This window comes from Alicycliphilus denitrificans K601, assembly GCF_000204645.1.
GTDB classification, from domain to species: Bacteria; Pseudomonadota; Gammaproteobacteria; order Burkholderiales; family Burkholderiaceae_C; genus Alicycliphilus; species Alicycliphilus denitrificans.
The window spans coordinates 2,769,359-2,795,434 of the sequence record NC_015422.1; the positions used below are offsets into that span (position 1 = coordinate 2,769,359).

The 26,076-nt window shown below is 70.6% G+C and carries 20 protein-coding genes; 9 read left to right on the forward strand and 11 right to left on the reverse strand.

The window, feature by feature from the left end; all coding sequences use genetic code 11:
* Nucleotides 1–69 precede the first annotated feature (69 nt).
* Nucleotides 70–2,049: a TonB-dependent receptor plug domain-containing protein gene (locus tag ALIDE2_RS13205; RefSeq protein ID WP_013722254.1), complete on the reverse strand. Its 1,980-nt coding sequence runs from the start codon at nucleotides 2,047–2,049 to the stop codon at nucleotides 70–72.
* A 288-nt stretch (nucleotides 2,050–2,337) separates the two neighbouring features.
* Between ALIDE2_RS13205 and ALIDE2_RS13210 the strand changes: the two genes are divergently transcribed.
* Nucleotides 2,338–2,928: a hypothetical protein gene (locus ALIDE2_RS13210; RefSeq protein ID WP_013722255.1), complete on the forward strand. Its 591-nt coding sequence runs from the start codon at nucleotides 2,338–2,340 to the stop codon at nucleotides 2,926–2,928.
* Here ALIDE2_RS13210 and ALIDE2_RS13215 read toward each other — a convergent pair.
* Nucleotides 2,910–4,286 carry a TIGR03862 family flavoprotein gene (locus ALIDE2_RS13215; RefSeq protein WP_013722256.1) on the reverse strand — a complete coding sequence of 459 codons (1,377 nt, stop codon included), beginning with the start codon at nucleotides 4,284–4,286 and terminating at the stop codon, nucleotides 2,910–2,912. The two genes, ALIDE2_RS13210 and ALIDE2_RS13215, sit on opposite strands and share 19 nt — an antisense overlap.
* Nucleotides 4,287–4,526: 240 nt before the next feature.
* On the opposite strand from ALIDE2_RS13215, the gene ALIDE2_RS13220 reads away from it, so the two are divergent.
* Entirely contained in the window at nucleotides 4,527–5,411 is an 885-nt protein-coding gene (locus ALIDE2_RS13220) for a pirin family protein (protein ID WP_013519299.1), read from the forward strand.
* Nucleotides 5,412–5,496: 85 nt separating this feature from the next.
* Nucleotides 5,497–6,378 carry a pirin family protein gene (locus ALIDE2_RS13225; protein WP_013722257.1) on the forward strand — a complete coding sequence of 294 codons (882 nt, stop codon included), beginning with the start codon at nucleotides 5,497–5,499 and terminating at the stop codon, nucleotides 6,376–6,378.
* A gap of 6 nt (nucleotides 6,379–6,384) precedes the next feature.
* Here the strand turns inward: ALIDE2_RS13225 and ALIDE2_RS13230 are convergent, their stop codons facing one another.
* Nucleotides 6,385–9,672: a UvrD-helicase domain-containing protein gene (locus ALIDE2_RS13230; protein WP_013722258.1), complete on the reverse strand. Its 3,288-nt coding sequence runs from the start codon at nucleotides 9,670–9,672 to the stop codon at nucleotides 6,385–6,387.
* A complete protein-coding gene (locus ALIDE2_RS13235) occupies nucleotides 9,665–12,232 on the reverse strand; it encodes a PD-(D/E)XK nuclease family protein (RefSeq protein WP_013722259.1) in 2,568 nt (855 codons plus the stop codon). Before ALIDE2_RS13235 ends, ALIDE2_RS13230 begins: the two co-directional genes overlap by 8 nt.
* Nucleotides 12,233–12,334: 102 nt before the next feature.
* Here ALIDE2_RS13235 and trxA point away from each other — a divergent pair, with 102 nt between their 5' ends.
* The 5 genes from trxA (at nucleotide 12,335) to ALIDE2_RS13260 (ending at nucleotide 17,688) form a co-directional block, all read left to right on the forward strand.
* Nucleotides 12,335–12,667: a thioredoxin TrxA gene (gene trxA / locus ALIDE2_RS13240; RefSeq protein ID WP_013519303.1), complete on the forward strand. Its 333-nt coding sequence runs from the start codon at nucleotides 12,335–12,337 to the stop codon at nucleotides 12,665–12,667.
* Between the two features lie 226 nt (nucleotides 12,668–12,893).
* Nucleotides 12,894–14,156, forward strand: coding sequence for a transcription termination factor Rho (rho, locus tag ALIDE2_RS13245; protein WP_013519304.1), 1,263 nt, complete (start codon nucleotides 12,894–12,896; stop codon nucleotides 14,154–14,156).
* An 86-nt stretch (nucleotides 14,157–14,242) separates the two neighbouring features.
* A complete protein-coding gene (locus tag ALIDE2_RS13250; RefSeq protein ID WP_013519305.1) occupies nucleotides 14,243–14,497 on the forward strand; it encodes a type B 50S ribosomal protein L31 in 255 nt (84 codons plus the stop codon).
* 138 nt (nucleotides 14,498–14,635) lie between these two features.
* Entirely contained in the window at nucleotides 14,636–16,330 is a 1,695-nt protein-coding gene (locus ALIDE2_RS13255; protein ID WP_013519306.1) for a hypothetical protein, read from the forward strand.
* Entirely contained in the window at nucleotides 16,330–17,688 is a 1,359-nt protein-coding gene (locus tag ALIDE2_RS13260) for an MATE family efflux transporter (RefSeq protein ID WP_013519307.1), read from the forward strand. The genes ALIDE2_RS13255 and ALIDE2_RS13260 overlap by 1 nt, the downstream gene beginning before the upstream one ends.
* Here the strand turns inward: ALIDE2_RS13260 and phoR are convergent.
* The 7 genes from phoR to pstS all read right to left on the reverse strand — a co-directional run bounded on the left by phoR (nucleotide 17,651) and on the right by pstS (nucleotide 24,314).
* Entirely contained in the window at nucleotides 17,651–19,027 is a 1,377-nt protein-coding gene (gene phoR, locus ALIDE2_RS13265; RefSeq protein WP_013519308.1) for a phosphate regulon sensor histidine kinase PhoR, read from the reverse strand. The genes ALIDE2_RS13260 and phoR overlap by 38 nt on opposite strands.
* 67 nt (nucleotides 19,028–19,094) lie before the next feature.
* The gene (gene phoB, locus ALIDE2_RS13270) at nucleotides 19,095–19,796 is read right to left on the reverse strand and encodes a phosphate regulon transcriptional regulator PhoB (protein WP_013519309.1); all 702 of its coding nucleotides are present in this window, start codon (nucleotides 19,794–19,796) and stop codon (nucleotides 19,095–19,097) included.
* Complete coding sequence (gene phoU / locus ALIDE2_RS13275) at nucleotides 19,793–20,494, reverse strand: phosphate signaling complex protein PhoU (RefSeq protein WP_013519310.1); 702 nt, start codon at nucleotides 20,492–20,494, stop codon at nucleotides 19,793–19,795. Before phoU ends, phoB begins: the two co-directional genes overlap by 4 nt.
* Nucleotides 20,491–21,279 carry a phosphate ABC transporter ATP-binding protein PstB gene (gene pstB, locus ALIDE2_RS13280; protein ID WP_013519311.1) on the reverse strand — a complete coding sequence of 263 codons (789 nt, stop codon included), beginning with the start codon at nucleotides 21,277–21,279 and terminating at the stop codon, nucleotides 20,491–20,493. The genes phoU and pstB overlap by 4 nt, the downstream gene beginning before the upstream one ends.
* Before the next feature lie 30 nt (nucleotides 21,280–21,309).
* Complete coding sequence (gene pstA / locus ALIDE2_RS13285; protein ID WP_013519312.1) at nucleotides 21,310–22,191, reverse strand: phosphate ABC transporter permease PstA; 882 nt, start codon at nucleotides 22,189–22,191, stop codon at nucleotides 21,310–21,312.
* On the reverse strand, nucleotides 22,188–23,126 hold the full coding sequence (pstC, locus tag ALIDE2_RS13290; RefSeq protein ID WP_041701508.1) for a phosphate ABC transporter permease PstC: 939 nt from the start codon (nucleotides 23,124–23,126) through the stop codon (nucleotides 22,188–22,190). Before pstC ends, pstA begins: the two co-directional genes overlap by 4 nt.
* A gap of 147 nt (nucleotides 23,127–23,273) precedes the next feature.
* Nucleotides 23,274–24,314, reverse strand: coding sequence for a phosphate ABC transporter substrate-binding protein PstS (gene pstS / locus ALIDE2_RS13295; protein WP_013722261.1), 1,041 nt, complete (start codon nucleotides 24,312–24,314; stop codon nucleotides 23,274–23,276).
* A 259-nt stretch (nucleotides 24,315–24,573) separates the two neighbouring features.
* On the opposite strand from pstS, the gene ALIDE2_RS13300 reads away from it, so the two are divergent.
* On the forward strand, nucleotides 24,574–26,055 hold the full coding sequence (locus ALIDE2_RS13300) for a Ppx/GppA phosphatase family protein (RefSeq protein ID WP_013519315.1): 1,482 nt from the start codon (nucleotides 24,574–24,576) through the stop codon (nucleotides 26,053–26,055).
* The last annotated feature ends 21 nt before the right edge of the window (nucleotides 26,056–26,076 follow it).

Genomic DNA, 26,076 nt, shown 5'->3' on the forward strand with positions numbered 1-26,076 from the left:
CGCACGCAACCGGCGCGGCCCGGGCCGGCCGCCGACGCGCAAGGGCCGTCCCGCCGCTCGGGGAGACGGTCAGAATCGATAGGTTCCATTGACGTACCAGAACCGCCCGGGCATGGGGTGGCCGTCGGCCAGTTCGTACCACTTGTCGCCCAGGTTGTCCACGCCGAAGTCGAGCGCGAAATCCTTCGCGGGCTTGTAGATCGCCTTGACCCCGGCGGTGCCGAAACCGCCGAGCTGCCGGTAGGCGCCGTCGAAGTTCACGCGGCGGCCCTGCTCGGCCTCCAGCGTGGCATGCAGTTCCCACTGCGCGCCGGGCAGCCAGCGCACGGCCGCGAACAGGCGGTGGCGCGGCGTGTCGACCAGCGTCACGCTGGGGTTGCTCAGGTTGGTACGCTGCAGGTAGGTGTAGCTGGCGTTCGCGCTCCACCGGGCCGAGAACTGCTGCGCCAGCGACAGCTCCAGCCCCTGGTTGCGCGTGCGGCCCACGTTCTGCGCCTGGCCGCAGGTGGTGCCGCCGCAGGCGCCCGAGGGCACCACCACGGTCTGGATCTGGTCGCTGACGCGGCTGTGGAACACGGCCGCCTGGCCCTTGCCGCCCGCCCAGGGCTGGCCGCTCACGCCCAGCTCGAAGTGGTTGGCGGCCTCGGGCCTGAGGTCGGGGTTGGGCAGCGCCCGGCCCATGCGCGCGGAGTAGCGGTCCTTGATGGTGGGAAAGCGCGTCTTGTGCGAGAGCACGGCGTACACCTCGTCGCCCTGCTGCGTGAGCGCGTAGCCCAGCCGGGCCAGGCCGTTGGTGGCGTTGGTCGAGCCCTTGGGCCAGTGGTAGACCTCCTTGGCGTCGCGCTTCTCGCGGCTCGCGCCCAGGGTCAGGCGCCAGCGGTCGGACAGGGCGATGGTGTCCTCGGCCACCAGCGAGGTGGTCACGTCGCGGTAGAACTTGCCGGTGTCGTCGTGCTCGTCCACCTTGTAGTGCGCAGCAAAGCGCAGCTCATGCCCGGCCAGGCCGTAGTTGGCCCACTCAATGGTGGCGCCCTTGCTCGTGTCCTTGTAGGCGCTGGTCGGATCGTGCTGGGTGAAGCTCGCGTCCTTGTACATGTCCAGGCCGTTCTTGTAGGTGTCGTGGTACAGCCGGGCCTTGAGCACGCTGTCGCTGCCGATGCGCGTGCTGCTCAGGAAGTACAGGCTGTCCTTGTCCCAGTACGGCCAGCGCCAGTAGCGCACGGCGCTCTTCTGCGTGGAGGTGCCGGTGTAGACCGGGTTGCCCTTCCCGCCCTCCTGGCGCACGTAGCCCAGCGCGTATTCATCGGTGGCATTGGGCGTGAGGCCGAGCTTGAACGACAGGCGCTTGTCGGTGCGGTAGGCGTTCTCGCGGCTGCTGCCGGTGTCGGTGGGCTGTTTCTTGTAGTCCTTGAACCCGCTGGGCAGCGGAAAGCTGTCGGCGTCCAGATACGAGGCGCCGATCTGGTAGTACCAACTGTCCTGGTTGCCGCCCAGGTTGACCGCTGCCTTGCGCGTCTGCCCCGAACCAAAGCCCAGGCGCGCATCGCCCTCGAACGACTTGACCGGCTTGCGCGTGACGAGGTTGATCGCCCCGCCCAGCGTGTTGGGGCCGTAGAGCAGCGAGGCATCGGCCTTGGCGACGCGAATCTCGGCCAGGTCGAACGTGGTGAAGCGGCCGAAGTCCACGTAGCCGTCGTAGGGCACGTACAGCGGTACGCCATCGACGAACACTGGCACCTGGCGCGAGTCGAAGCCGCGCACGTAGATCATCTCCTCATTGCGGGCGCCAACGCGCGAAATGCTCACGCCGGGCAGCAGCCGCGCCGCATCGGACACGGTGTCGGCGTTGTAGCGCGCGATCTCCTCCTGGCCCAGCACGGCCTCGCCGGCCGCCTGGCTCTTCACCGGCGCGCCCACCACGGTCACCGTGCCCAGCTCGAAGACCCCGTCCGCCGCCTGCACCGCCCCCGCGGAAAGTCCCAGCGCCAGCAGCACCGGGCCGGCCCCGCTCCGCCTGCGCCCCCGTTTCGCCGATTCCCTCGCTGCCATTCCCACTTCCTCGATTCGCTATAGAAATTTTTATATAGCGCTAGACAAAAACAAGCGCCATGCTGTGGCGCCACGTGATTTCTGCACCGCAATATATATTTATATATAGCGAATCTCAACGATCCATGCCAGCAACTCTGAGATGGATCAATCCCGGCCGTCCATCCGGGGGAGACGGCTGCCGCGAGACCTCGTCCTACACGGCAAAGCGCCCTTGCGGAGCTGCGCGGAAGACGCGCGCTCCCATACTGGAGTCCGACGATCGCCCTTCACGCTTGGAGTGACGCCATGCCATCGCTTGCGACAGCACGGACACGCACTTGCCGCCTGTTGGCGTGGCTGCTGGCCGGCAGCCCCGTGTGCCCGGCGATGGGCCAGACCAGCTTCGTCCCCCCTTCCCCCGCCATGGCGCCCGTCGAAATCTCCGGGAGCAGCGCCCCCCTGGATACGCGGGGCGAATCCCTGCGTCTGGACGTCACGCGCTGGATGCCGCCCGGGCGCGCCGGCAGCCTCGGGTTCTCGCTCGGCCTGATGCTGCCCACCCAGGCCGACCTGCGGCCGTACACCACGGCCGTGGCCCCGTGGAGCAGCGACGTGGGGCTGCGCTGGCGCGCGCCGCTGGGCAGCGGCCACCACCTGGACATGGCCGTCTGGGCCCGCACGGCCCGATCCGGCCAGGAGGCCGACGCCATGGGCATGATCTGGCACCGCGAGCAAGGCAGCTACGGCACGCGGCTGGAGGTGCAGTGGACCAGCTCGCGCACCCGCGGCCTGGTGCCCGAGTTCGGCGCCATCGGCGTGCAGCTGCAGGGCGACTCGCGCCTGCTGCTGCGCGCCAAGCGCGGCGGGCCCATGCTGTACTACCGCACCAGGTTCTGAAGCAAATGCGCCGCGCCCTCGCCCGCCGCGCGGCCCGTGGCCCAGCAGGCGGTGAGCAGGTAGCCGCCCGTGGGCGCCTCCCAGTCCAGCATCTCGCCCGCGCAGAACACGCCGGGCACGGCGCGCAGCATCAGGTGCGCATCCAGCGCCTCGAAGGGCACGCCGCCGGCGGTGCTGATGGTCTCCTGCAGCGGGCGCGCGGCCACCACGGTGATGGGCAGGGCCTTGATGGCGCGCGCCAGCGCCGCCGGGTCGGCCATGCCGGCCTTGCCCAGCTGCTCGTAGAGGATGGCGGTCTTGATGCCGTCCAGCCCCAGGCGGCCCTTGAGGTGGCTCGGCAGGCTGCGCGAGCCACGCGGGTGGCGCACCTCGGCCAGCACGCGCCCGGGCGTATGGTCGGGCAGCAGGTCCAGGTGGAAAGTGGCGTGGCCGTGCGCCGCGATCTCGTCGCGCAGCAGGCTGGATACCGCGTAGACCAGGCTGCCCTCCACGCCCGTGGCCGTGGCCACGAACTCGCCGCGGCGCTCGAACCGGCGGCCCTGGCTGTCGGTGAACGACAGCGCCACCGACTTGAACGGCTGGCCCGCGAAGCGCTCGGCGAAGAACGGCGTCCAGCCCACGGCGGGCGTGGGGCCGCGCCCGACCAGCTCGCGCAGGAAGTCGCGCCGCGTCTCGCCCGCGGGCGCATCCACGCGCGGCACGTCGAAGCCGCAGTTGGCCGGGCGCAGCGGCGCTATGGCCACGCCACGCTGCTCCAGCAACGGCACCCAGGCCGCGTCGGAGCCCAGGCGCGGCCAGCTGGCGCCGCCCAGCGCCAGCACCACGGCACGCGCATCTGCCAGCGCCACGCCCGCGGGCGTGGCGAAACGCAGCCGCTGCACGCCATCGTCGGCAGCGCCATCGGCCCAGCCCAGCCAGCGGTGGCGCATGTGCAGCTGCACGCCCTGGCCGCGCAGGCGGTGCAGCCAGGCGCGCAGCAGCGGCGCGGCCTTCATGTCCCGCGGGAACACGCGGCCCGAGGTGCCGACGAAGGTCTGCGCCCCCAGCGCATCGGCCCAGGCGCGCAGCTGCTCCGGGCCGAAGGCCCGCAGCCAGGGCGCGAGCTGCGCCTGGCGCGCGCCGTAGCGCGACAGGAACTGCTCCAGGGGTTCGGAGTGCGTGAGGTTCAGCCCGCCCTTGCCCGCCAGCAGGAACTTGCGCCCCACGGAGGGCATGGCGTCGAACACATGCGCGCGCAGGCCCGCGGCGGCCACGGCCTCGGCGGCCATCAGGCCGGCCGGGCCGGCGCCGACGATGGCGACATCGCAGTGCGGCGCGCGGGGGGAAGGATCGGAGGAATCGGCCGGAACGGAAGACATGCGCCGATCATCCCAGATCGTCCGGGCCTTCCGCCGGAAAGCCCCAGTTGCTTTTCATTTGATAGCTGCCAGCGATTACCCAGACTGGCCTGCAGGCCAATTTCACTTCAAATTCAGCAAATCGCTCCATTTCCAGGACGATCTGGTGAAAAACAGGCTATTTATTTCCGATTGGCGCGCCCATACCATTCAATCATGCGCCGGCACAGGGCCGGCGCGCCACGCAAGCCTGGAGAGACCATGAGCATCCCCCTCAAGCAAGTCCTGTCCACCCGCAGTGCGCCCGACCGCCACTGGGTGGGCGACGGTTTTCCGGTCCACGGCATGTTCGGCTACGACGGCGAGGGCGTGGCCGAGCGCAGCCCCTTCCTGCTGCTGGACTACGCGGCGCCCACCCGGTTCGGCCCCAACACCGGCTACCGGCGCGGCGTGGGCCAGCACCCGCACCGCGGCTTCGAGACCGTGACCATCGTCTACGACGGCGAAGTGGAGCATCGCGACTCCACCGGCGCCGGCGGCGTCATCGGCAAGGGCGACGTGCAGTGGATGACCGCGGGCGGCGGCATCCTCCACGAGGAATTCCATTCGCAGGCCTACAGCCGCAGTGGCGGCCCGTTCGAGATGGTGCAGCTGTGGGTCAACCTGCCCGCCAAGGACAAGATGACGCCAGCGCACTACCAGGGCATCACGGACGCGCAGATCCCGTCCGTCGCCCTGCCCGGCGATGCGGGCAGCGTGCGCGTGATCGCCGGCGCGTTCGGGGGGGCGCAGGGCCCGGCACGGACCTACTCGCCCCTGAACGTATGGGACGTGCGCCTGGCCGCCGGCAACTTGGCCGACCTGCGCCAGCCCGAGGGCTGGAGCACGCTGGTCGTGGTGCTGGACGGCACGGTGGCGGTCAATGGCGCCACCGCGCTGCACGCCGCCGAGATGGCCACGCTGTCGAACGCCGGCACGGGCGTGACCATCGAGGCCCGGGACGATGCCAAGCTGCTCGTGCTGGCCGGCGAGCCCATCGCCGAACCGGTGGTCGGCTACGGCCCGTTCGTGATGAACAGCCGGCAGGAGATCGTCCAGGCGGTCAACGACTTCAACAGCGGGCGCTTCGGCAGCATGGGCCGATAGCGGGCGGGGGCGCGGCGCTGCTCCCACCCCCTCTTGCCGGCGCAAGGCGCCGTGCTGTGAAATACCCCATCGAACGGAGACCCCCATGACCGACACCTTCACCCGCATCCCCGCCCGCACCGCCGAGATCGGCGGCGGCGTGCCGGTGGCGCGTATGCTGCCCTCGCGGCACAGGCGCACCATCGGCGCCTGGTGCTTCCTCGACCACGCCGGGCCGGCCCGCTTCGCGGCGGGACAGGGCCTGCGCGTAGGCCCGCACCCCCACACCGGGCTGCAGACCTTCACCTGGATGCTGGAGGGCGAGGTGCTGCACCGCGACAGCCTGGGCAACGAGCAGGTCATACGCGCCGACCAGGTCAACCTGATGACCGCCGGCCGCGGCATCGCGCACACCGAGGAGTCGGTGGCCGGCGAGACGCGGCTGCACACGGCGCAGCTGTGGATCGCGCTGCCCGCGCGCGTGGCCGACATGGCGCCGCGCTTCGACCATTACCCCGACCTGCCGCGCTGGAACGAGGGCGGCGCCGAGGCCGTGCTGCTGGCCGGCGCGTTCATGGGCCGGCAATCGCCCGTGCTGGTGCACACGCCGCTGGTGGGCGTGGACTGGCATGCGCCGCGGGACGCGGCGCTCACGCTGGCGCTCGACCCCGCGTTCGAATACGGCCTGGTGCCGCTCACCGGCTCCGCCTCCGCGCAGGGGCAGGCCCTGGCGGCCGACGAGCTGCTGTACCTGCCGCCCGGCGCCGATACGCTGCGCCTGGAGCTGCCCGCCGGCACGCGCGCGCTGCTCATCGGCGGCGCCCCATTCGGCGAGGACATCACCATCTGGTGGAACTTCGTCGGCCACGGCAAGCCCTACATCACGCAGGCACAGCGCGACTGGCAGGCGCACAGCGAACGCTTCGGCGAAGTGCGCGGCTTCGACGGCCCGCGCATCGAAGCGCCGCCCGTGCCCTGGGCGCCATAGGACGAATCAGCCCTCCTCCAGCCCCAGTTCCACCAGGCGCCCGTCCCCGCTCAGGAACGCGGCGCCTACCGCTTCGCCGGGCACCTGCGCCCGCACGGCCTCGCGGTAGCGCTGGAGCTGGGCGACGAGATCGCCCTGGCGCTCGGGCTGCGCGGCGCTCTTGTAGTCCAGCACCCACCAGCGCGCGCCGCCGCGCCGCTCGCGCAGGCAGACCAGGCGATCCAGACGCAGGCCCTGACCCTGGTGGGTGAGCGGAGCCTCGTTCACGGCCAGCTCCAGCTGCGCCTCGTCCCAGGCCCAGGCGCCCGCGCCGTTGAGGATGGCCTGGGCCATGCGGGCGGCGGCCCGGGCGGCGGGCAGCGGCAGGGCGAATTCGCGCGCAAGCTGCGCCAGGCGCTCCTGGCCCCAGCCCCGGGCGCGGGCCTCGGCCAGCGGCAGGCCGGCCACGCCGACCTGCTCCAGCAGCGCGTGCATGGCCTGGCCCTGGCGGGATGCCAGGCTGTCCTGCGCCGGCTGCCGTGGCGCAGCCACGGGCAGGCCGGGCGCCGCGGGCAGGCGCGGCAGCTCCAGCAGGGTGAAGGCGCCGTCGCCCGCATCCTGCGCGCCCATGGCGCCGGCCTGCGGGTCCGCGTCCTGCTGCATGAGCGGCGCCAGGCGCGCCCACCAGCTGCCGGGGTTGGCGCTGCCCGATTGCACGCAGGACAGCGCCAGGCACCGCTTGGCGCGCGTGACGGCGACGTACAGGGTGTTCAGCGCCTCGCGCTGGCGCTCGGCCCGTTCCGCCGCCATGGCGCCCTCGGCGCTGGGCGGCGGGCTCGATTCGCTGGCCAGGAAGATGAAGCGCCGGGGCAGCGGCTCCTCGCCAGGCCAGTCGACGAGCACGGCCATGGTCTCGGCGCTCTTGGGGCGCGCGTCGGTGTCCAGCAGCAGCACGCTGTGGGCTTCGAGCCCCTTGGCGCCGTGCACGGTGAGCAGGCGCACGGCCTGGGCGTCGGCGCGCGCGGGCGCCGCGATGCCGCCCTTCCTGAGCGCACGCACGAAGGCGTAGGGCGTGAGGTAGCGCCCGCCGTCCTGCTGCAGCGCGGCGCCCAGCAGCGCGCGCAGGTTGGCCAGCACGCCGGCACGCTGCGGCGCGGGCGCGCTGGCGGCAAAGCGCGCGAGCACGTCGCCATGCGCGTAGATGGCCTGCAGCGCGTCGTGCGGGGGGAGGCTGTCCACCCACTCCTTGTATAGAGACAAATTGGCCGCTATCGCCCTGCAGTCAAGCGCCAGCAGCTCTTGTTTTTGCAGCAGATCGAACCAGCTCAGGTGCACGTGCCGTTCCTGGCGGCGCAGCAGGGCCAGTTCGGTGAGCAGCGCGTCGTCGGCGCCGAACAGCGGCGACTTGAGCACGCGCGCCAGCGACAGGTCGTGCGCGGGCGAGACCAGCGCGTCCAGCAGCGCGACGAGGTCCTGCACTTCGGGAGCCTGGGCCAGGTCGGCCTTCTCGGGCTGCACGCAGGGGATGTGCAGGGCGCGCAGCGCCTCTTCCATGCGCGCCAGGCGTTCGCGCTGTCGCGCCAGCACCATGATCTCGCTGGCGGGCAGGCCGGCGGCCAGCTGCGCCGCCACCCATTGCGCGGCCTGGGCGCTCTCGGCCATGCGCAGGGTTTCCTCGGCCTCGTGGCGCGGCTCGTTCAGGCTGTCGCGCCAGGCGAGCGGGTCGGCCGCGCCGCCCCCCCCGACCCGCGCGTCCGTCCGGGCGATAGGCGGCAGGCGCAGCAGCCGGCCCGCGTCCTGCGATTCGGTCGTGTGCGCGCGAAAGCCTTCGTATTCCTGCTGCGCCTGCGCGGCCTGCATGGCAGCGTTGACCACGCCGATCACGCCCTGCGCATTGCGCCGGGTGTGGTCGCAGGCCAGCAGGTCGCCGCCGAGCGCCTCGCGCACGAAGGCCTGCGCGGCCTTGAACACCTGGGGCTCTGCGCGGCGAAAGCGGTAGATGCTCTGCTTGGGGTCGCCCACGATGAACACGCTGGGCGGGTGCTGCCCCCCGCCCGCGCCCGCATAGCCCGCCAGCCAGGCGTGCAGCGCCTGCCACTGCAGCGGGTTGGTGTCCTGGAACTCGTCCACGAGCAGGTGGCGCACGCGCGCGTCCAGCCGCTCCTGCACCCAGCCGGAGAGCACGGGGTCGGACAGCAGCGTGAGCGCGGTGCGCTCCACGTCGTTCATGTCCACCCAGCCATGCTCGCGCTTGACGGCCCCGAAGCATTCGATCAGGCGGCGCGACAGGCGCGCCATGCGCTGCTGGTGCAGCCATGCGGCGTGCTGGCGGCAGGCGTCGCGCAGCGTCTGCGCCTCGTCCTGCGCGACGGTGACGGCCTGGGGGCACGATTTGCCGAAGGCGCGCGGCGTGCCCTCGCCGTCCTTGGTGAACAGCGCGGCCAGCACGCCTTGCCAGTCGCCGGCCTGCAGGGCCGCCATCAGCTCCTCTCCCTTGGCCGCGAAGCTCGGCGCGAGGGGCATGAGCGCGCGCGCCGCGTCTTCGAGCATGGCCCGCCCGGCGGCGCGGCGCAGCAGCCAGTCGCCCGGGTGCTCCACGCCGGCCAGGCGTTCATAGACCTCGCCGAACGGCGGCACCGACGTATCGACGATGCCCGCCTCGTCCGACAGCAGGAACTCCACGCGCTTGTCCAGCGCCGCCTCCAGCGCCTTGTGCGTCTGCGAGCGGCCATGCACGGCGACGATGGCCTCGTAGTCGGCGCGCAGCGCGTCGTCGCCGGCCACGGCCTCCAGGAATGGCCGCCAAACCTCGGCCTTGGCCTGCGCGTCGTCTTCGAGCAGCTCGTAGTGCGTGGGCAGGCCCCGCTCCTGCAGCAGCGCCAGCGGGGCCGTGGAAAGCAGCGCGGCAAACCAGCTGTGGAAGGTGCGGATCTGCAGCGGGCGGCCGCTGGCCAACAGCTGCTGGTACAAATTTCGTAGCTGCTCGCGCTTTCCCCGCGCGGCTTCGAGGCCGATTCCGCGTGCAATCAACTCCTTTTCGAGATCCTCGGGCGCGGCGTGGGCGAACTGCTCCAGCCATTCCTGCAGGCGCTGGCGCATCTCGCCGGCGGCCTTCTTGGTGAAGGTGATGGCCAGGATCTCGTGCGGCGCGCTGCCGTCGAGCAGCGCGCGCAGCATGCGCGAGACCAGCATCCAGGTCTTGCCCGCGCCGGCGCAGGCCTCCACCGCCACGCTGCGCGCGGGATCGCAGGCGATGGCGTAGAAGGCTTCGCGCGAGACCGGCCGGCCGTTGTGTTCGTAGGCAGCTCTATTCATTCCAGAAATCCTTGCGGCACAGGCCGCGCGCGGCGCACCAGTCGCACACGCTGCCCTCGCCCAGCGCGGGCAGGCCCGCGCCCTGCGCGATGCGGTCGAAGTCGTCGCGTATGCCGGCCAGCAGCGCGTCGCGCAGCTGCTCCACGTCGGGCGCCTCGAAGGTCCTGGTCTCGCCGCGCTCGCCCACGTTCACGTAGGCGGCGCGCAGGGGGCCGCGCCCTTCGGGCATGAGGGCGGCGTAGAAGGCGAGCTGGGTGTCTTCGGTGCCCGCCTGCACGCGCGCCCTGGTGGTCTGGCTGCCTTCGGTCTTGTAGTCGATGACCAAGGTGCCGGCGCGGCCTTCTGCGTCTTTGGCCTCGTCGATGCGGTCGAGCTTGCCCACCAGCTCCAGGCTGCCTCCTTTCAGCGCCAGGTGCCGCTGTGCCTCGACCTCGGCCCGGGCGAATCGCGCGCCTGCGGCCTCGTGCTCGTCCAGCCAGCGCAGGTAGCCGTCGCACAGCTGCGGCCAGCCGCTCGCATAGGGCAGAAAGTCGCTGCCGGCCAGGCCCAGCTGCTCGCGCGCCTGGCTGGCCGCGGCGTCCAGGCGCGCGCTGCGCTCGGCCGCGTCCCGCGTGGGCGCGTCGCGCAGGCCTTCGTGGAAACGCTGCAGCACCGCGTGCAGCCAGGTGCCGAAGTCGCGCTTGTCCAGCTCGGCCTCCAGCTCGTCCTGCTCCTGCAGGCCGAGCTGGCGCAGCGCATAGAAGCGATAGGGGCAGTGACGCAGGTCGGCATAAGCTGATGCCGACAGCTGCGCCACGGGCAGGCGCGCGCCCACGGGCCAGGGGCGCGGCGTGGCGCCGGGCGCAACGGCGCGCGGCAGGCGGGTGTCCTGCGGCGCCTGCGCATGCAGGGCGGGCGGCAGCGCCAGCACCAGGGGGCTGGCCAGCAGCGGCTCGCCGCCCTCGCTGGCGCGCCACAGCACGTCTACCCAGGGAATCTGCAGGGCGTCGGCCCAGGCGGCGCGCTGGGCGGCCTCCAGCGCCTCGCGCGTGGGCAGGCCCAGGGCCTGGCGCTGGGCCTGGGTCCATGGCCCGGGAGGCTCTGGGGCGGCCTGCAGGCGCTTTTCGTCGCAGCCGGCCAGCACCAGCGCGGCGAAGGGGCGGGCCAGCAGCTGCGGCAGGGGCAGCACCACGAGGTCGGCGGCCGCGTCCTGCTCCCAGTCGGGCTTGAAGCGGGTGGCTTCGAGCACCTGGTCGGCCCAGTGGCCGAAGTCGCCCGGCGAGAGCCTGCGCCCCGCCCCTTCGGCATCCGCCAGGCTGCCCTCCAGGCCCTCGGCCAGGTGCAGTTCCAGCAGCACGCGCTCGCCCGCGTCGTCCTGCTGCAATGCATCCCACTGGCCGCTGGCCTGCAAAAGCTGGCGCAGGCCGCGCAGCCACTCGGCCAGGGGGCGCGCGGCGCGCATCGGCGCGCGCAGGGCTTCAACCTGCGCGATGGTGGCGGCAATGGCGGGCCGGCCCTGGGCGCGGCCCGGGGCGCCGCTCCAACGGCGCACGGCGTTGCGGCGCAGCCATTGCTCCAGGGCGCGCAGGGCCGGTTCCTCGATCACGGGCACGGCCTTGAGCCAGTCGAGTACCGCATCGCTACCCGCGTCCCAGGCGCAGGCGCGCAGCGCCGCCATAACCTGGGCGGCGGCGCGGGTGGTGGACAGGGTCCAGCCGTTCTCGTCCCTGGCCGCGAGCCCCGCGCCCTGTAGCAGCGCGGTGATGCGCCGCACCAGCGCGCGGTCGGTGCCGGCCAGGGCCACGGGCACGCGGCCGGCCTGCACGTGGGCAATGGCGCAGGCGGCGGCGCGCTGGGCCTCGTCCTCGGCGTCCAGCGCGCGGCGCAGGCGGATCCGCCCCTGGCCCGTGGGCGCCTGCCACAGCGGCAGGGCCAGGGCACTGTCGCCCCAGGCCGCGCACAAGGCCTGGGCCAGCGCGTCGGGCTGAAAGCCCTGCAGCAGCACCAGCGCATCCACGGCGGTGCGCACGCCGGGCTCGAACAGCACGTCGGTCGCATGGCGCGAGGCGGCCACCCATTCCAGCGCCACGCGCGCCACGGCGGCCTCGTAGCGCAGGGCGCTGCCCTCGCCCGCCAGGCCCAGCACGCCGCGCTGGCGCTCAAGCCACTCGGCGCGCCTCCCCGGCGCCACGGCGGCGGCCACGGGGGCGAGCTGGCCGGCCGCCTCCAGCAGCGGGGCGAGCAGCATCTCGCGCTGCGCGGCGAGGCCCGCGCGCTCCAGCAGCGCGGCGCCGGTGAAGCGGTCGCGCGCCACGTCGTGCGCGAAGTCCAGGCCCTGGGGCACGAAGCCCGCCAGCTGCCGCGCCCAGTTGCGCGTGGTCTCGAAGCGCGGCGCGAAGCCGTCGCCCTGCCAGCGCGTCCACTGGCGCTGCGCCTCGGCCATGAGCTGGGCATAGGGCACGAGCACCACGGCGCGCGCCGGGTGCACGCCGCGGCAACGGACGTGCTCCTGCACTGCCTGCAGGGCGCTGCGCCACATGGGCGCGGCGGCGCGGGCATCGCTTTTCGCTATGACTGTCATAGCGTCTGGCGGGCCGGGCATACCGTCGGATGGGGGATTGGTTTCTGTCACAATGATTCGAATTTAACCTCTGTCCCACCCGCCAAATCCAAGGAACACCCCATGGCAAGCGACCTCATCAAGCAACTGTCTGACGCCAGCTTCGAAGCCGACGTGCTCAAGTCCTCCACGCCCGTGCTGGTGGACTACTGGGCCGAGTGGTGCGGCCCCTGCAAGATGATCGCCCCCATCCTCGACGAAGTGGCCAGCGCCTACCAGGGCAAGCTGCAGGTGGCCAAGATGAACGTGGACGACAACCGCGAGATCCCGGCCAAGTTCGGCATCCGCGGCATTCCCACGCTGATGCTGTTCAAGGACGGCCAGCTGGCCGCCACCAAGGTCGGCGCCATGAGCAAGGCGCAGCTCACCGCCTTCATCGACCAGCAACTGGGCTGAAGGCCCCGCGCGCCGGCCGGCCCAGCGCGAGGCCGGCAGCGCGCATCCCGAGGGCGCGCGGGAATTTTCCTGTCATAATTCGCGCCGATCCCCCACGGTCAGCACACATCTTCAGCGGCCGGCTCCAGATCACAGGCTCGCCAGGGCACTCTACAAGTCCCGCCCGGCATGCAGCCACCTCCTCTCCAGTCACAAGAAATACCTACTCCGCCGCAGGAGTCATTTCATGCACCTTAATGAACTCAAGGCACTGCACGTGTCTGAAGTCCTCAAGCAGGCCGAAGCGCTTGAGATCGAAAACGGCGGCCGCATGCGCAAGCAGGAGCTCATGTTCGCCATCATCAAGAAGCGCGCCAAGGCCGGCGAGCAGGTGTTTGCCGACGGCGTGCTCGAGATCCTGCCCGATGGATTCGGCTTCCTGCGCAGTCCCGATTCCAGCTACACCGCCAGCACCGACGACATCTACATCAGCCCCAGCCAGGTGCGGCGCTTCAACCTGCACACCGGCGACATGATCGAGGGCGAGGTGCGCACGCCCAAGGACGGCGAGCGCTACTTCGCGCTGACCAAGCTCGACTCCGTCAACGGCGGCCCGCCCGAGCAGAACAAGCACAAGGTGATGTTCGAGAACCTCACGCCGCTGTTCCCCAAGGAGCAGATGCGGCTGGAGCGCGACATCAAGAGCGACGAGAACATCACCGGCCGCATCATCGACATCATCGCCCCCATCGGCCGCGGCCAGCGCGCGCTCATCGTCGCGCCCCCAAAGAGCGGCAAGACGATGATGATGCAGCACATCGCCCACGCCATCACGGCCAACCACCCCGACGTGCACCTCATGGTGCTGCTCGTGGACGAGCGCCCCGAGGAAGTGACCGAGATGCAGCGCTCGGTCAAGGGCGAGATCATCGCCTCCACCTTCGACGAGCCCGCCGCGCGCCACGTGCACGTGGCCGAGATGGTGATCGAGCGCGCCAAGCGCCTCGTGGAGCTGAAGAAGGACGTGGTGATCCTGCTCGACTCCATCACCCGCCTGGCGCGCGCCTACAACAACGTCGTGCCCTCGTCGGGCAAGGTGCTCTCGGGCGGCGTGGACTCCAACGCGCTGCAGCGCCCCAAACGCTTCTTCGGCGCGGCGCGCAAGGTCGAGGAAGGTGGAAGCCTGACCATCATCGCCACGGCCCTGGTCGATACCGGCAGCCGCATGGACGAGGTGATCTTCGAAGAGTTCAAGGGCACGGGCAACTGCGAAATCCATCTGAGCCGGCGCCTGTACGAGAAGCGCGTGTTCCCCGCCATCGAGCTCAACAAGAGCGGCACGCGCCGCGAGGAACTGCTGCTCGCGCCCGAGATCCTGCAGAAGACCCGCATCCTGCGCCAGTTCATGTACAACATGGACGAGATCGAGGCGATGGAGCTCATGATCAAGAACATGAAGGCCACCAAGACCAACGTGGACTTCTTCGACATGATGCGCCGGGGCGGCTGAGCCCGGCCTATGCCATAATCAAGAGCTTTTTGCGGAAAGTACGTCAGGCTGGCTGGCGCGGCTCCCGCTGACTTGAAAGAGAAATCATGAAAGAAGGCATTCACCCCAACTACCGCGAAGTGCTGTTCGTGGACCTGTCCAACGGCTTCAAGTTCGTGACCCGCTCGTGCGTGAACACGAAAGAAACCGATACCTTCGAAGGCAAGGAATACCCGCTGTTCAAGCTGGATACCTCGTCCGAATCCCACCCCTTCTACACCGGCACGCAAAAATCCGTGGACAACATGGGCGGCCGCGTGGAACGCTTCCGCAACCGCTTCGGCAAGACCGCAGCGAAGTAAGCAACGCAGCCCCCGCCCACCGGCGCGTGGGCCCGTTGCAGCACGCCCCAAGGCAGCCCGGCTTCACCGCGCTGCCTTTTTTCTTGGCGGGTATGCTGCCCCGCCCGTCCCGTCCAACCACAACGCCGCGCAGCCCGAGTGATCCATCCCACGCCCGCCATCGTTGCCCAGAGTGCCGTGCGGCCCCTGCCCCGCTGGGCTCTGCTGCTGCTGTGCCTGGCCTATGCCATACCCGGCTTCGTCGGGCGCGCGCCCTGGCGCTATGCCGACGTGGCCTCGTTCGGCTACATGCACGAGCTGGCCCTGGGCCGCACGGACTGGATGAACCCCTTGCTGGCCGGCATGCCGCCCGATGGGGATGGCCTGCTGCCCTACTGGCTGGGCGCATGGGCCATCGACGCGCTGCAAGGGTGGCTGTCGCCCGCGATGGCGGCCCGGCTGCCGTTCATCGCGCTACTGCTCCTGACCCTGTCCGCCACTTGGTACGGCGTGTACTACCTGGCGCGCGGCCCCGGCGCTCAGCCCGTGGCCTTTGCCTTCGGCGGCGAGGCCAAGCCCGCCGACTACGCCCGCGCCATCGCCGATGCCGGCCTCCTGGCCCTCATCGCGAGCCTGGGGCTGGCCCAGCTGTCGCACGAAACCACCGGCTACCTGACCCAGTTGTGCGGCACGGCGCTGCTGTTCGCCGCCGGCGCCGCCATGCCCTGGCGCATGGCATGGCCGGTGGCCGCCGCCGTGGCCGGCCTGCTGGGCCTGGTGCTCAGCGGCGCGCCGACGCTGTCCGTGCTGCTGGGGCTGGGCTGCGCCTGGCTGGTGTGGTGCGGCAAGGAGGCGCCCATGCCCAGGCGCGGCGCCGCGTCGGCGGTGCTGCTGGCATCGACGCTGGGTGCCGCCCTGCTGGCCTGGCAGCTGGGCCTGTGGGCCTGGCGCATCGAGGGCTTCGACGACGGCAAGGAGTGGTGGTACAGCCTGCTGCGCCTGTTCATCTGGTTCAGCTGGCCGGCCTGGCCGCTGGCCCTATGGACGCTGTGGCGCTGGCGCCATCTGATCGCCAGCCGGCAATGGCACCGCCACCTGCTGCTGCCGCTGTGGTTTGTGCTGGTGGCCGTGGGCGCCACGCTGACCACGCGGCCCTCTGACCGCGCGCTGCTGCTGGGCCTGCCGGCGCTGGCGACGCTGGCGGCCTTTGCCCTGCCCACGCTGCGCCGCAGCATCTCGGCGCTGATCGACTGGTTCACGCTGCTGTTCTTCAGTGCGTCGGCCATCGCCATCTGGGTCATCTGGCTGTCGGTGCAGACCGGCGTGCCCGCCAAGCCCGCGGCCAACGTGGCCAGGCTGGCGCCGGGCTACGAGCCCGCGTTCTCGGCCCTGGCCTTCGGCGTGGCCCTGGCGGCCACGGCCGCCTGGTGCGCGCTGGTGGCCTGGCGCACGGCGCGCAACCGCCCGGCCATCTGGAAGAGCCTGGTGCTGCCCGCCAGCGGCGCCACGCTGGGCTGGCTGCTGATGATGACGCTGTGGCTGCCGCTACTGAACTATGGCCGCAGCATGGAGGCGCAGGTGGCGGGCGTGGCCGCCGCCATCACCGACAGGCAGGGCTGCGTGGCCAGCTATGGTCTGAACCGTGCCCAGATCGCGGCCCTCGTGTACCACGGCCAGTTGCGCGTGGAGCCGGTCTCCGAGTTGCCGCTGTGCAACTGGGCCGTGGCCGACGCAGCCATGGGCCCGGCCGTGGCGACGCTGCTGCCGCCCGCTGAGTGGCACGCGGTGGCCAGCATCGGCCGCCCCACGGACCGCAACGACAGGATACTGGTGCTGCACCGCGTGGAGCGCTGATGTCCGAGCTGTCCATCATCTCGCGCCACGCGTTCACCGTGCTGGCCGGGCAGCTGGCCGTGATGGCCTTCGGCGTGACCGACACCATCGTCGCCGGCCGGCATGCGCAGGAGTCGCTGGCCGCGCTGTCCATAGGCTCGGCCGTGTTCATCAGCGTGTACGTGGCGCTGATGGGCGTGCTGCAGGCGCTGCTGCCCGTCTGGGCCGAGCAGCGCGGCGCGGGCGCGCAGGGCGCCATAGGCGCGAGCGTGCGCCAGTCGCTGTACCTGTGGGCCGTGGCCTGCGTGCTGGGCATGGCGGTGCTGCTCTCGCCCGGCCCCATCCTGCAATGGACCGAGGTGCCGCCGCAGCTGCGCGCCGAGGTGCGCGCCTACCTCGCGATCCTGGCCTTCGGCCTGCCGCCGGCGCTGCTGTTTCGCATCTACAGCACGCTAAACCAGGCCCTGGGCCACCCGCAGCTCGTGACCTGGCTGCAGGTGGGGTCGCTGGCGCTCAAGGTGCCGCTGTCGATCTGGTTCACCTTCGGCGGCGCGGGGCTCGCCCCCCAGGGCGCGGCGGGCTGCGCCTGGGCCACGCTGGCGGTGAACTACGGCCTGCTGCTGGTGGGCTGGAAGATGCTGCGCGGCCACCCCATGTACGCGCCGCTCGCGCTGTGGCACCCCATGGAGCGGCCCGACGGGGCGCAGCTGGGGCGCTTCATGCGCCTGGGGCTTCCAGCCGGGCTGTCGATCCTGGTGGAGGTCACCTCGTTCACGCTCATGGCGCTGTTCATCGCGCGCCAGGGCGCGCTGGCCTCGGCCGCGCACCAGATCGCATCCAACCTGGCCGCCGTGCTCTACATGGTGCCGCTGTCACTGGCCATCGCCACCAGCGCGCGCGTGAGCTACTGGCGCGGGGCCGGCGACGAGCAGCGCGCCGGCGCGACGGCCTTGAAGGGTTTTTGGCTTTCAGCGCTCATGGGGTGCGCCCTTGCAGCTACGCTTTCAATAGCACGACAACCCATCGCCAGCCTGTATTCAACCAACGCCGAGGTGGTGGCGCTGGCCACTTCGCTGCTGCTGTGGGTGGCGGCCTACCACGTGGCCGATGCGCTGCAGACGCTGTGCATCTTCGTGCTGCGCAGCTACCGCATCACCCTCGCGCCGCTGCTGGTCTACGGCGTGCTGCTGTGGGGCGTGGGCCTGTATGGCGGCTACCGGCTGGCCTACCACGGCCTGGCCGGCTGGGGGCCGCTGCACTCCCCCGCCCCGTTCTGGGCCGCCAGCGCCGCGGCCCTGGGCGTGACGGCGCTAGTCTTCAGCGCGCTGCTGCTGGGCGTGCTCAGCCTGCAGCGGCACCACTCCGCGCAGCGGGACTGACGCCGGCCTGCGCACGCACGCGCGCCGCCGGAAAGCGCACGCCGAACACCGAGCCCTGCCCCAGCACGCTGGAGATCTCCAGCGCGGCTCCATGGCGCTGCACCACGTGCTTGACGATGGCCAGGCCCAGGCCCGTGCCGCCCGTGTCGCGCGAGCGGCTGCGGTCCACGCGGTAGAAGCGCTCGGTGATGCGCGGCAGGTGCTCGGGCGCCAGGCCCGGGCCCGTGTCGCGCACCGTGAAGCGCGCGCCGCCGTCGGCCAGCGGCTCCCACGCCACGGTGATGCTGCCGCCCGCGGGCGTGTAGCGCACGGCGTTGTTGACCAGATTGGCCAGGGCACTTTGCAGTTCCGCGGCGATGCCCGCCACCTGGCCTGCCGCCTGCGCCTGCCCGGGGGTGGGAAAGACGAACCTGTGCTGCTGCGCCGGCGTGCGCGCGAGCGTGGCCGAGAGAGCGCGCGCCTCGTCCTCGCAGTGGCGCAGCAGTGCGCAGACCGGCACCCACTCGGCCATGCCCGGCGGGGGGCTGCCCTCCAGGCGCGACAGCGTCAGCAGATCCTGCACCAGGTGCTGCATGCGCGCGGCCTGCTGCGCCATCAGGCCCAGGTAGCGCGCGCGCTCGTCCTCCTGCAGCGGCAGGGTCTGCAGGGTCTCGACGAAGCCGACCAGCACCGTGAGCGGCGTGCGGATCTCGTGCGAGACGTTGGCCACGAAGTCGCGCCGCATGGCCTCGGCCTGCTCCAGCGCGGTGACGTCGCGCGATAGCATGAGGCGGCGCCCGTCGCCATAGGGGTGCAGTTGCACCGACAGCGTGACGGGGTGGGCGGCGCTGCTCTCGCGCCCCGGCAGCAGCACGCCCTGGGCATAGTCACCCGCGGCCAGGTAGTTGCTGAAGGCGGGGTCGCGCAACAGGTTGCCCACGGACTGCATGAGGTCCCGCTCGGCCTGCAGGCCGAAATGCTGGGCCGCCGTCTGGTTGCACCATTCGATGCGGCCCTGGGCGTCGAGCAGGATGACGCCGTTGGGCGAGGCCTGCAGGGCCGCGAGGAATTCCTGCAGGCGCGCGTCGCTGGCGGCCGCCCGCTGCTCGCGCTGGCGCAGCAGGCGGCGCATGCGGTCGCAAGCTTCACCCCACGGGCCGCGCAGCGCCGGGGCCCGGGCCGGCTCGCCGTCCTGGCGCAGCCAGCGCAGCACGCGCAGGCCCTGCCAGGACTCCCAGCCCCAGCACAGCCAGGACGCCAGCGCCACGCCCGCGGCCAGCCCCCAGGGGCCGGCGGCCCAGCCGCCCGCCGCCGCGCCCAGCGCCTGGGCGCACAGAAAGATCGCAAAGCGCCAAGGCATGCCGCATTTACCGATAGGTTTGAATGAAATATGGATCTAACGCAGAACCATCAAGCGCTTGCAGCTATCATTTTTCTAACGCACCCTGCGCCGTGAGGCGGTAGCCCGCGCCGCGCACGGTCTCCAACATGGCGCTGGCCTCGCCCAGCGCCTCGCGCAGGCGCTTGACGTGCACGTCCACCGTGCGCTCCTCGATGTAGACGTGGTCGCCCCAGATCTTGTCGAGCAGTTGGGCGCGGCTGTGCACACGCTCGGCGTGCTTCATGAGGTAGTGCAGCAGCTTGAATTCCGTCGGTCCGAGCTTCAGGGGCTGACCCTGGAAGCTCGCGCGGTGCGTAGCGGCGTCCAGGCTCAGGGCGCCGATGGCGACGCTGTCGGCCACCTGCTCCGGCGCCCGGCGGCGCAGCACGGCGCGTATGCGCGCGAGCAGCTCCTGGGTGGAGAAGGGCTTGGTGATGTAGTCGTCGGCGCCGGCATCGAGCCCCGCCACCTTGTCGGGCTCGTCGCCACGCGCCGTCAGCATCAGGATGGGCACGCCCTTGGTGCGCGCGGCGGAGCGCCACTTGCGCGCCAGCTGCAGGCCGCTCATGCCGGGCAGCATCCAGTCCAGCAGGATCACGTCGGGCAGCACGGCGTCCAGCTCGCGCTGGGCGGCCTCGGCGTCCTCGGCCCAGATGGGCGTGAAGCCGTTGTGGCGCAGGTTCACGGCGATGAGTTCGGCGATGGCTGCCTCGTCCTCGACGACGAGGACATGGGGAAAGGGTTTCATTGCACGACCGATTCGATTTCTTCCAGGGCGGTGTGGCGCACGTCCTTGCCCTCCACCAGGTAGATGATGAGCTCGGCCACGTTCTTGGAGTGGTCGCCGATGCGCTCGATGGCCTTGGCCAGGAACAGCAGGTCCAGGCTCGCCGAGATGGTGCGCGGGTCTTCCATCATGTAGGTGATGAGCTTGCGCACGAAGCCGTCGAACTCGCGGTCGATCAGGTCGTCCTCCTTGAGGATGGCCAGCGCCATGCGCGTGTCCAGGCGCGCGAAGGCGTCCAGCGCCTTGCGCAGCAGGCCCGCAGCCAGGTCGGCCGCCACGCGCAAGTCGCTGCTGGGCAGCGAGCGCGCCGCGCCGCTCTCGATGATGGAGCGCACCATGCGCGCCATGCGCGTGGCCTCGTCGCCCATGCGCTCCAGGTTGGCCGTGGCCTTGGAGAACGCCATCAGCAGGCGCAGGTCGCGCGCCGTGGGCTGGCGCCGCGCGATGATGGTGGTGAGCTCGTGGTCGATCTCCACCTCCATCTGGTTGACGCGCTGCTCCAGCGTCTCGACCTGCGCGGCCGCCTCCAGGCTGAACTGCGACAGCGCGGCGATGGCCTGGCGGATCTGCGACTCGACCAGGCCGCCGAGCTCCATGACGCGGCCCGAGACCTGGTTGAGCTCACTGTCGAACTGCGAGGAAAGGTGCTTGTCGGTCATCCGAATCTCCCTGTGATGTAGTCTTCCGTCTCCTTGCGCCGGGGCTTGAAGAACATCTGCTCGGTGGCGCCGAACTCCATCAGCTCGCCCAGGTACATGTAGGCCGTGTAGTCGCTGCAGCGCGCAGCCTGCTGCATGTTGTGCGTGACGATGACCACCGTGTATTCGTCCTTCAGTTCGGCGATCAGTTCCTCGATCTTGGCCGTGGAGATGGGGTCCAGCGCCGAGCAGGGCTCGTCGAGCAGCAGCACCTCGGGCTTGATGGCGATGCCGCGCGCGATGCACAGGCGCTGCTGCTGCCCGCCCGACAGGCCCGCGCCGCTCTGGTGCAGCTTGTCCTTTACTTCGTTCCACAGCGCGGCCTTCCTCAGCGCCCATTCCACGCGCTCGTCCATGTCGCTGGCGCTCAGGCTCTCGAACAGCTTCACGCCGAAGGCGATGTTGTCGTGGATCGACATGGGAAACGGCGTGGGCTTCTGGAACACCATGCCCACCTTGGCGCGGATCAGCGCCACGTCCTGGCGGCTGGCGAGCAGGTCGTCGCCGTCGAGCAGGATCTGCCCCTCGGCGCGCTGCTCGGGGTAGAGCTCGAACATGCGGTTGAAGGTGCGCAGCAGCGTCGACTTGCCGCAGCCCGATGGCCCGATGAAGGCCGTGACCTTGTTCTCGGGAATGTCGAGGTTGATGCCCTTCAAGGCATGGAACCTGCCGTAGTAGAAGTTCAGGTCGCGGACCGTGAGCTTGGGCCGCGCGGCGGCGGCGGCGGTGTTCTTGGTGGAAGGCATGTGCGTCTTTCCGGGGAGCGATCTGCTTCTTTACTTTTGGCGCGTGAGCACGCGGGCCAGTATGTTCAGCCCGAGCACCGCCAGCGTGATGAGGAACACCGCGGCCCAGGCCAGCTGCTGCCAGTTCTCGTACGGGCTCATGGCGAACTTGAAGATGGTGACCGGCAGGCTGGCCATGGGCTTGGAGAGGTCCGAGTTCCAGAACTGGTTGTTGAGCGCCGTGAACAGCAGCGGCGCGGTCTCGCCCGAGATGCGCGCCACGGCCAGCAGCACGCCCGTGATGACGCCTGCGCGGGCGGCGCGCAGCGTCACCTTGAGGATCACCTTCCACTTGGGCGCGCCCAGCGCGTAGGCGGCCTCGCGCAGGCTGGCGGGCACCAGCACCAGCATGTTCTCGGTGGTGCGTATCACCACCGGAATCACGATCAGCGCCAGCGCCATGATGCCCGCCCAGGCCGAGAAGCTCTTGAAGCGGGCCACGACCACGGCGTACACGAACAGGCCGATGACGATGCTGGGCGCGGACAGCAGGATGTCGTTGACGAAGCGCGTGGTGGCCGCGAGCCAGCCGCGCGGGTCGTACTCGGCCAGGTACACGCCAGCCATGATGCCTATGGGCGTTCCCACGAAGGTGGCCAGCAGCACCATGACGAAGGAGCCGAAGATGGCGTTGGCCAGCCCGCCCGCCTCGTTGGGCGGCGGGGTCGTCTGCGTGAACAGGGACGCGCTCAGCCCCCCCAGGCCCAGGCGCATGGTCTCCCACAGTATCCACACGAGCCAGAACACGCCGAACGCCATGGCCAGCAGCGACAGGGCCAGCGCCACCTGGTTCATGCGCTTGCGCGCCGCGTAGCGGGCCTGGCGCGCCTGCGCCAGGTCGGCGCCTGCGATCAGCTTCCGCGAGGTGCTCATGCGCGCGCTCCTTCGTTCTTCTTCAGGCGTGCCAGCAGCAGCTTGGACAGGGACAGCACCACGAAGGTGATGAAGAACAGCACCAGCCCCAGGTAGATGAGGGACGCCTGGTGCAGGCCCTCGCCGGCCTCGGCGAACTCGTTGGCCAGGGCCGAGGTGATGCTGTTGGCGGCCTCGAACATCGACAGCGAATTGAGCTGGTTCATGTTGCCGATCACGAAGGTGACGGCCATGGTCTCGCCCAGCGCGCGGCCCAGGCCGAGCATGATGCCGCCCAGCACGCCGGTCTTGGTGTAGGGCAGCACCACTTTCCACACCACCTCCCAGGTGGTGGCGCCCAGGCCGTAGGCCGACTCCCTGAGCAGGGCCGGCGTGACCTCGAACACGTCGCGCATCACCGAGGCGATGAAGGGAATGATCATGATGGCCAGAATGATGCCCGCCGACAGGATGCCTATGCCCACGGGCGGCCCCGACACCAGCGCCCCCAGGTACGGCACGCCGGAGAGCAGCGCCTGCAGCGGCTGCTGCACCCAGGTGGCGAGGATGGGGCCGAACACCATCAGGCCCCACATGCCGTAGACGATGGAGGGCACGGCCGCCAGCAGCTCGATGGCCGTGCCCAGCGGGCGCTTGAGCCAGGTGGGCGAGAGCTCGGTGAGAAACAGCGCGATGCCGAAGCTCACCGGCACGGCGATCAGCAGCGCGATGAAGGACGTGGCCAGCGTGCCGTAGATCATCACCAGGCCGCCGTATTCGTTGCCCGCCGGGTCCCACTGGCTGCGCACCAGGAAGTCCAGGCCGTAGCGCTCGATGGCCGGCCAGGCGCCATGCACCAGCGAGGCCAGGATGCCCAGCAGCAGCGCCAGCGTGAGCAGCGCCGCGCCGCGCGCCAGGGCGGCGAAGATGCGGTCGGCCAGGGCGCCGGCGAACATGCCGGCGCGCGGCGGCAGGGAGCCGCCGAAGGCGTCGGCGGCCGCCTGCGGCGGCGCCTGGCGGGTGGTCAGCGTAGTGGACACGGTGGTTGCCTCGTCAAAGGATGCGCAGGGCGGCCCCCCGGAGGGGCCGCAATGCCCGCCAGATTACTTCAGGACGATGGGCTGGCCCGCGCCGTCCTTGATATCGGCCCAGGACTTCATGATCACGGCCTTGACGCTCTCGGGCATGCTCACGTAGTCCAGGTCGGCGGCGGTCTTGTCGCCCTCTTTGTACGCCCACGCGAAGAACTTCAGCGCCGTGGCGGCCTGCGCCGGCTTGTCCTGCGCCTTGTGCATCAGGATGAAGGTGGCCGAGGTGATGGGCCAGGCCTGCCTGCCGGGCTGGTTCGTGAGGATCTGGTAGAAGCTCTTACTCCAGTCCGCGCCCGCGGCAGCCGCCTTGAACGTGGCCTCGTCGGGGGACACGAACTGGCCGGCACTGTTCTGCAGCTGCGCAAACGTCAGCCTGTTCTGCTTGACGTAGGCGTACTCCACGTAGCCGATGGAGTTGGGCAGACGGCCCACGAAGGCGGCCACGCCCTCGTTGCCCTTGCCGCCGGCGCCCAGGGGCCAGTTCACGGCCGTGCCCTCGCCCACCTTGTCCTTCCACTCGGCGTTCACCTTGGACAGGTAGTTCGTGAAGCCGAAGGTGGTGCCCGAGCCGTCCGCGCGGCGCACCGGGGCTATGGTCGCGTCGGGCAGATTCAGCCCGGGGTTCAGGGCCTTGATGGCCTCGTCGTTCCACTTGGTGATCTTGCCCAGGTAGATGTCGCCGAGCACCTGGCCGCTGAGCTTGAGCTGGCCGGGCTGCATGCCCTTGATGTTGACCACGGGCACGATGCCGCCGATCACGGTGGGGAACTGCACCAGGCCCTTCTTCGCGAGCTCGTCGTCCTTCAGCGGCGCGTCGGACGCGCCGAAATCCACCGTCTTGGCCTCGATCTGGCGCAGCCCGGCGCCCGAGCCCACGGACTGGTAGTTGATCTTCACGCCGGTCGCCTTGTGGTAGTCGGCCGCCCACTTGGCATACAGCGGCGCGGGAAAGCTGGCGCCCGCGCCCGTTGCTTCCTGCTGCGCCCAGGCGCTGGAGAAGGCACCCATGGCCACCACACCAGACGCCAGAACCCGAATCGCGGAGAGTTTCATGAAACAGACCTCTTGGTTGAAAAAACTCGATGCCGCCACTCTAGGTGTCGTTTGTGACATCGCCGTGACACCCGTCCGCCATCGCCGGAGCCCTGCCACGGGAATGTCACGCGGCTGTCGCAAACGCCGCGTACTCTCCCGCCGCCGGTCACGAAACACCCACTCCACCATGCCCCTCCAAGCCGCCCTGCCCCTCGCCCCCACGCCCCGCGGGGCGCTATGCTGCGGTGCTTGAAAACCCGCGCACAGCACGCATCTCATGCAGGACGGAACATTGCTCGCGGCCGTGGACCTGGGCTCCAACAGCTTTCGTCTCGAAATCGGCCGCCTCGACCATCGGCAGATCCACCGCGTCGAATACCTCAAGGAAACGGTGCGCCAGGGCGGCGGCCTCGACGAAGACCGCAACCTGACGCCCGCCGCCATGCAGCGGGGCTGGGACTGCCTTGCCCGCTTCGCTGAGCGCCTGGCCGGGTTCCCGCGCCACCACGTGCGCGCGGTGGCCACGCAGACCCTGCGGGAGGCGCGCAACCGCGAGGACTTCATCACGCGCGGCAGCAAGATCCTGGGCTTTCCCATCAACATCGTCTCCGGCCCCGAGGAGGCGCGGCTCATCTACCAGGGCGTCGCCCGGCTGCTGCCGCAATCGGACGAAAGGCGGCTGGTGGTGGACATCGGCGGGCGCTCGACCGAGCTGATCCTGGGGCGGCAGTTCACCCCCAGCACGGTGGCGTCCTGCCGCGTGGGCAGCGTCGCCTGGTCGGCGCGCCATTTCACCGACGGCGCGCTCACGCGGCAGGCCTTCGAATCCGCGGAGACCGCGGCCAAAGCCGTGCTGGACGAGGCCATCGGCAGCTACCAGCGCGGCGCCTGGGACGTGGCCTACGGCGCCTCGGGGACCGTGGGCGCGGTGGGCGCCATCCTCGCGGCCGCGGGGGGAGAGAAGGGAGTGATACGGCGCGACGGCCTGGACTGGCTGCGGGAGCAGCTGCTGCGCGCGCGCCATGTCGACCGCCTGCGCCTGGACGGGCTCAAGGACGACCGCCGCCCCGTGATCGGCGGCGGCGTAAGCATCGTGCGAGCCGTCTTCGAGCTGCTCGACATAGACCAGATGGCCGTGGCCCAGGGCGCGCTGCGCCAGGGAGCCCTCTACGACCTGCTCGACCGCGAGCAGCCGGAGACCGACCTGCGCTCGGACAGCGTGCGCGCGCTCATGCAGCGCTTCGCCGTGGACAACGGACACGCCGAGCGCGTCGCGCAGCTGGCCTGCCGCCTCTTCCTGGATGCCGCCCCGCCCGGCAGCGAGCGCGCCGCGCGCAAGCTCGGCTGGGCCGCGCGCCTGCACGAGATCGGCCGCCGCATCTCGCACAGCGACTACCATCACCACGGCGCCTACATCCTCGACCATGCCGATGCGGCCGGGTTCGCGCTGCCCGAGCTCCACCGCCTGAGCCTGCTGGTGCTGGGGCACCGTGGCAAGCTGCGCAAGCTGCAGGCCGCCGACCTCGACGACCCGGTGTTCGCGCTGCAGCTCATGTGCCTTCGCACCGCCGTGGCCCTGTGCCACGCGCGCCGCGCGCCCGACGTGCAAGGCATCACCCTGCGCCTGGAGGGCCGCCGCTGCATCGTGCGGTCGCGCCAGGGCTGGTCCGCCAGCTATCCCCAGTCCGCGCACCTGCTGCGCGAGGAGGGCTGCGCGTGGCAGAAGACGCCCTGGGAGTTCGTGGCTGATCTTTCGTGATTCTTTTGGACTGAATTTGGC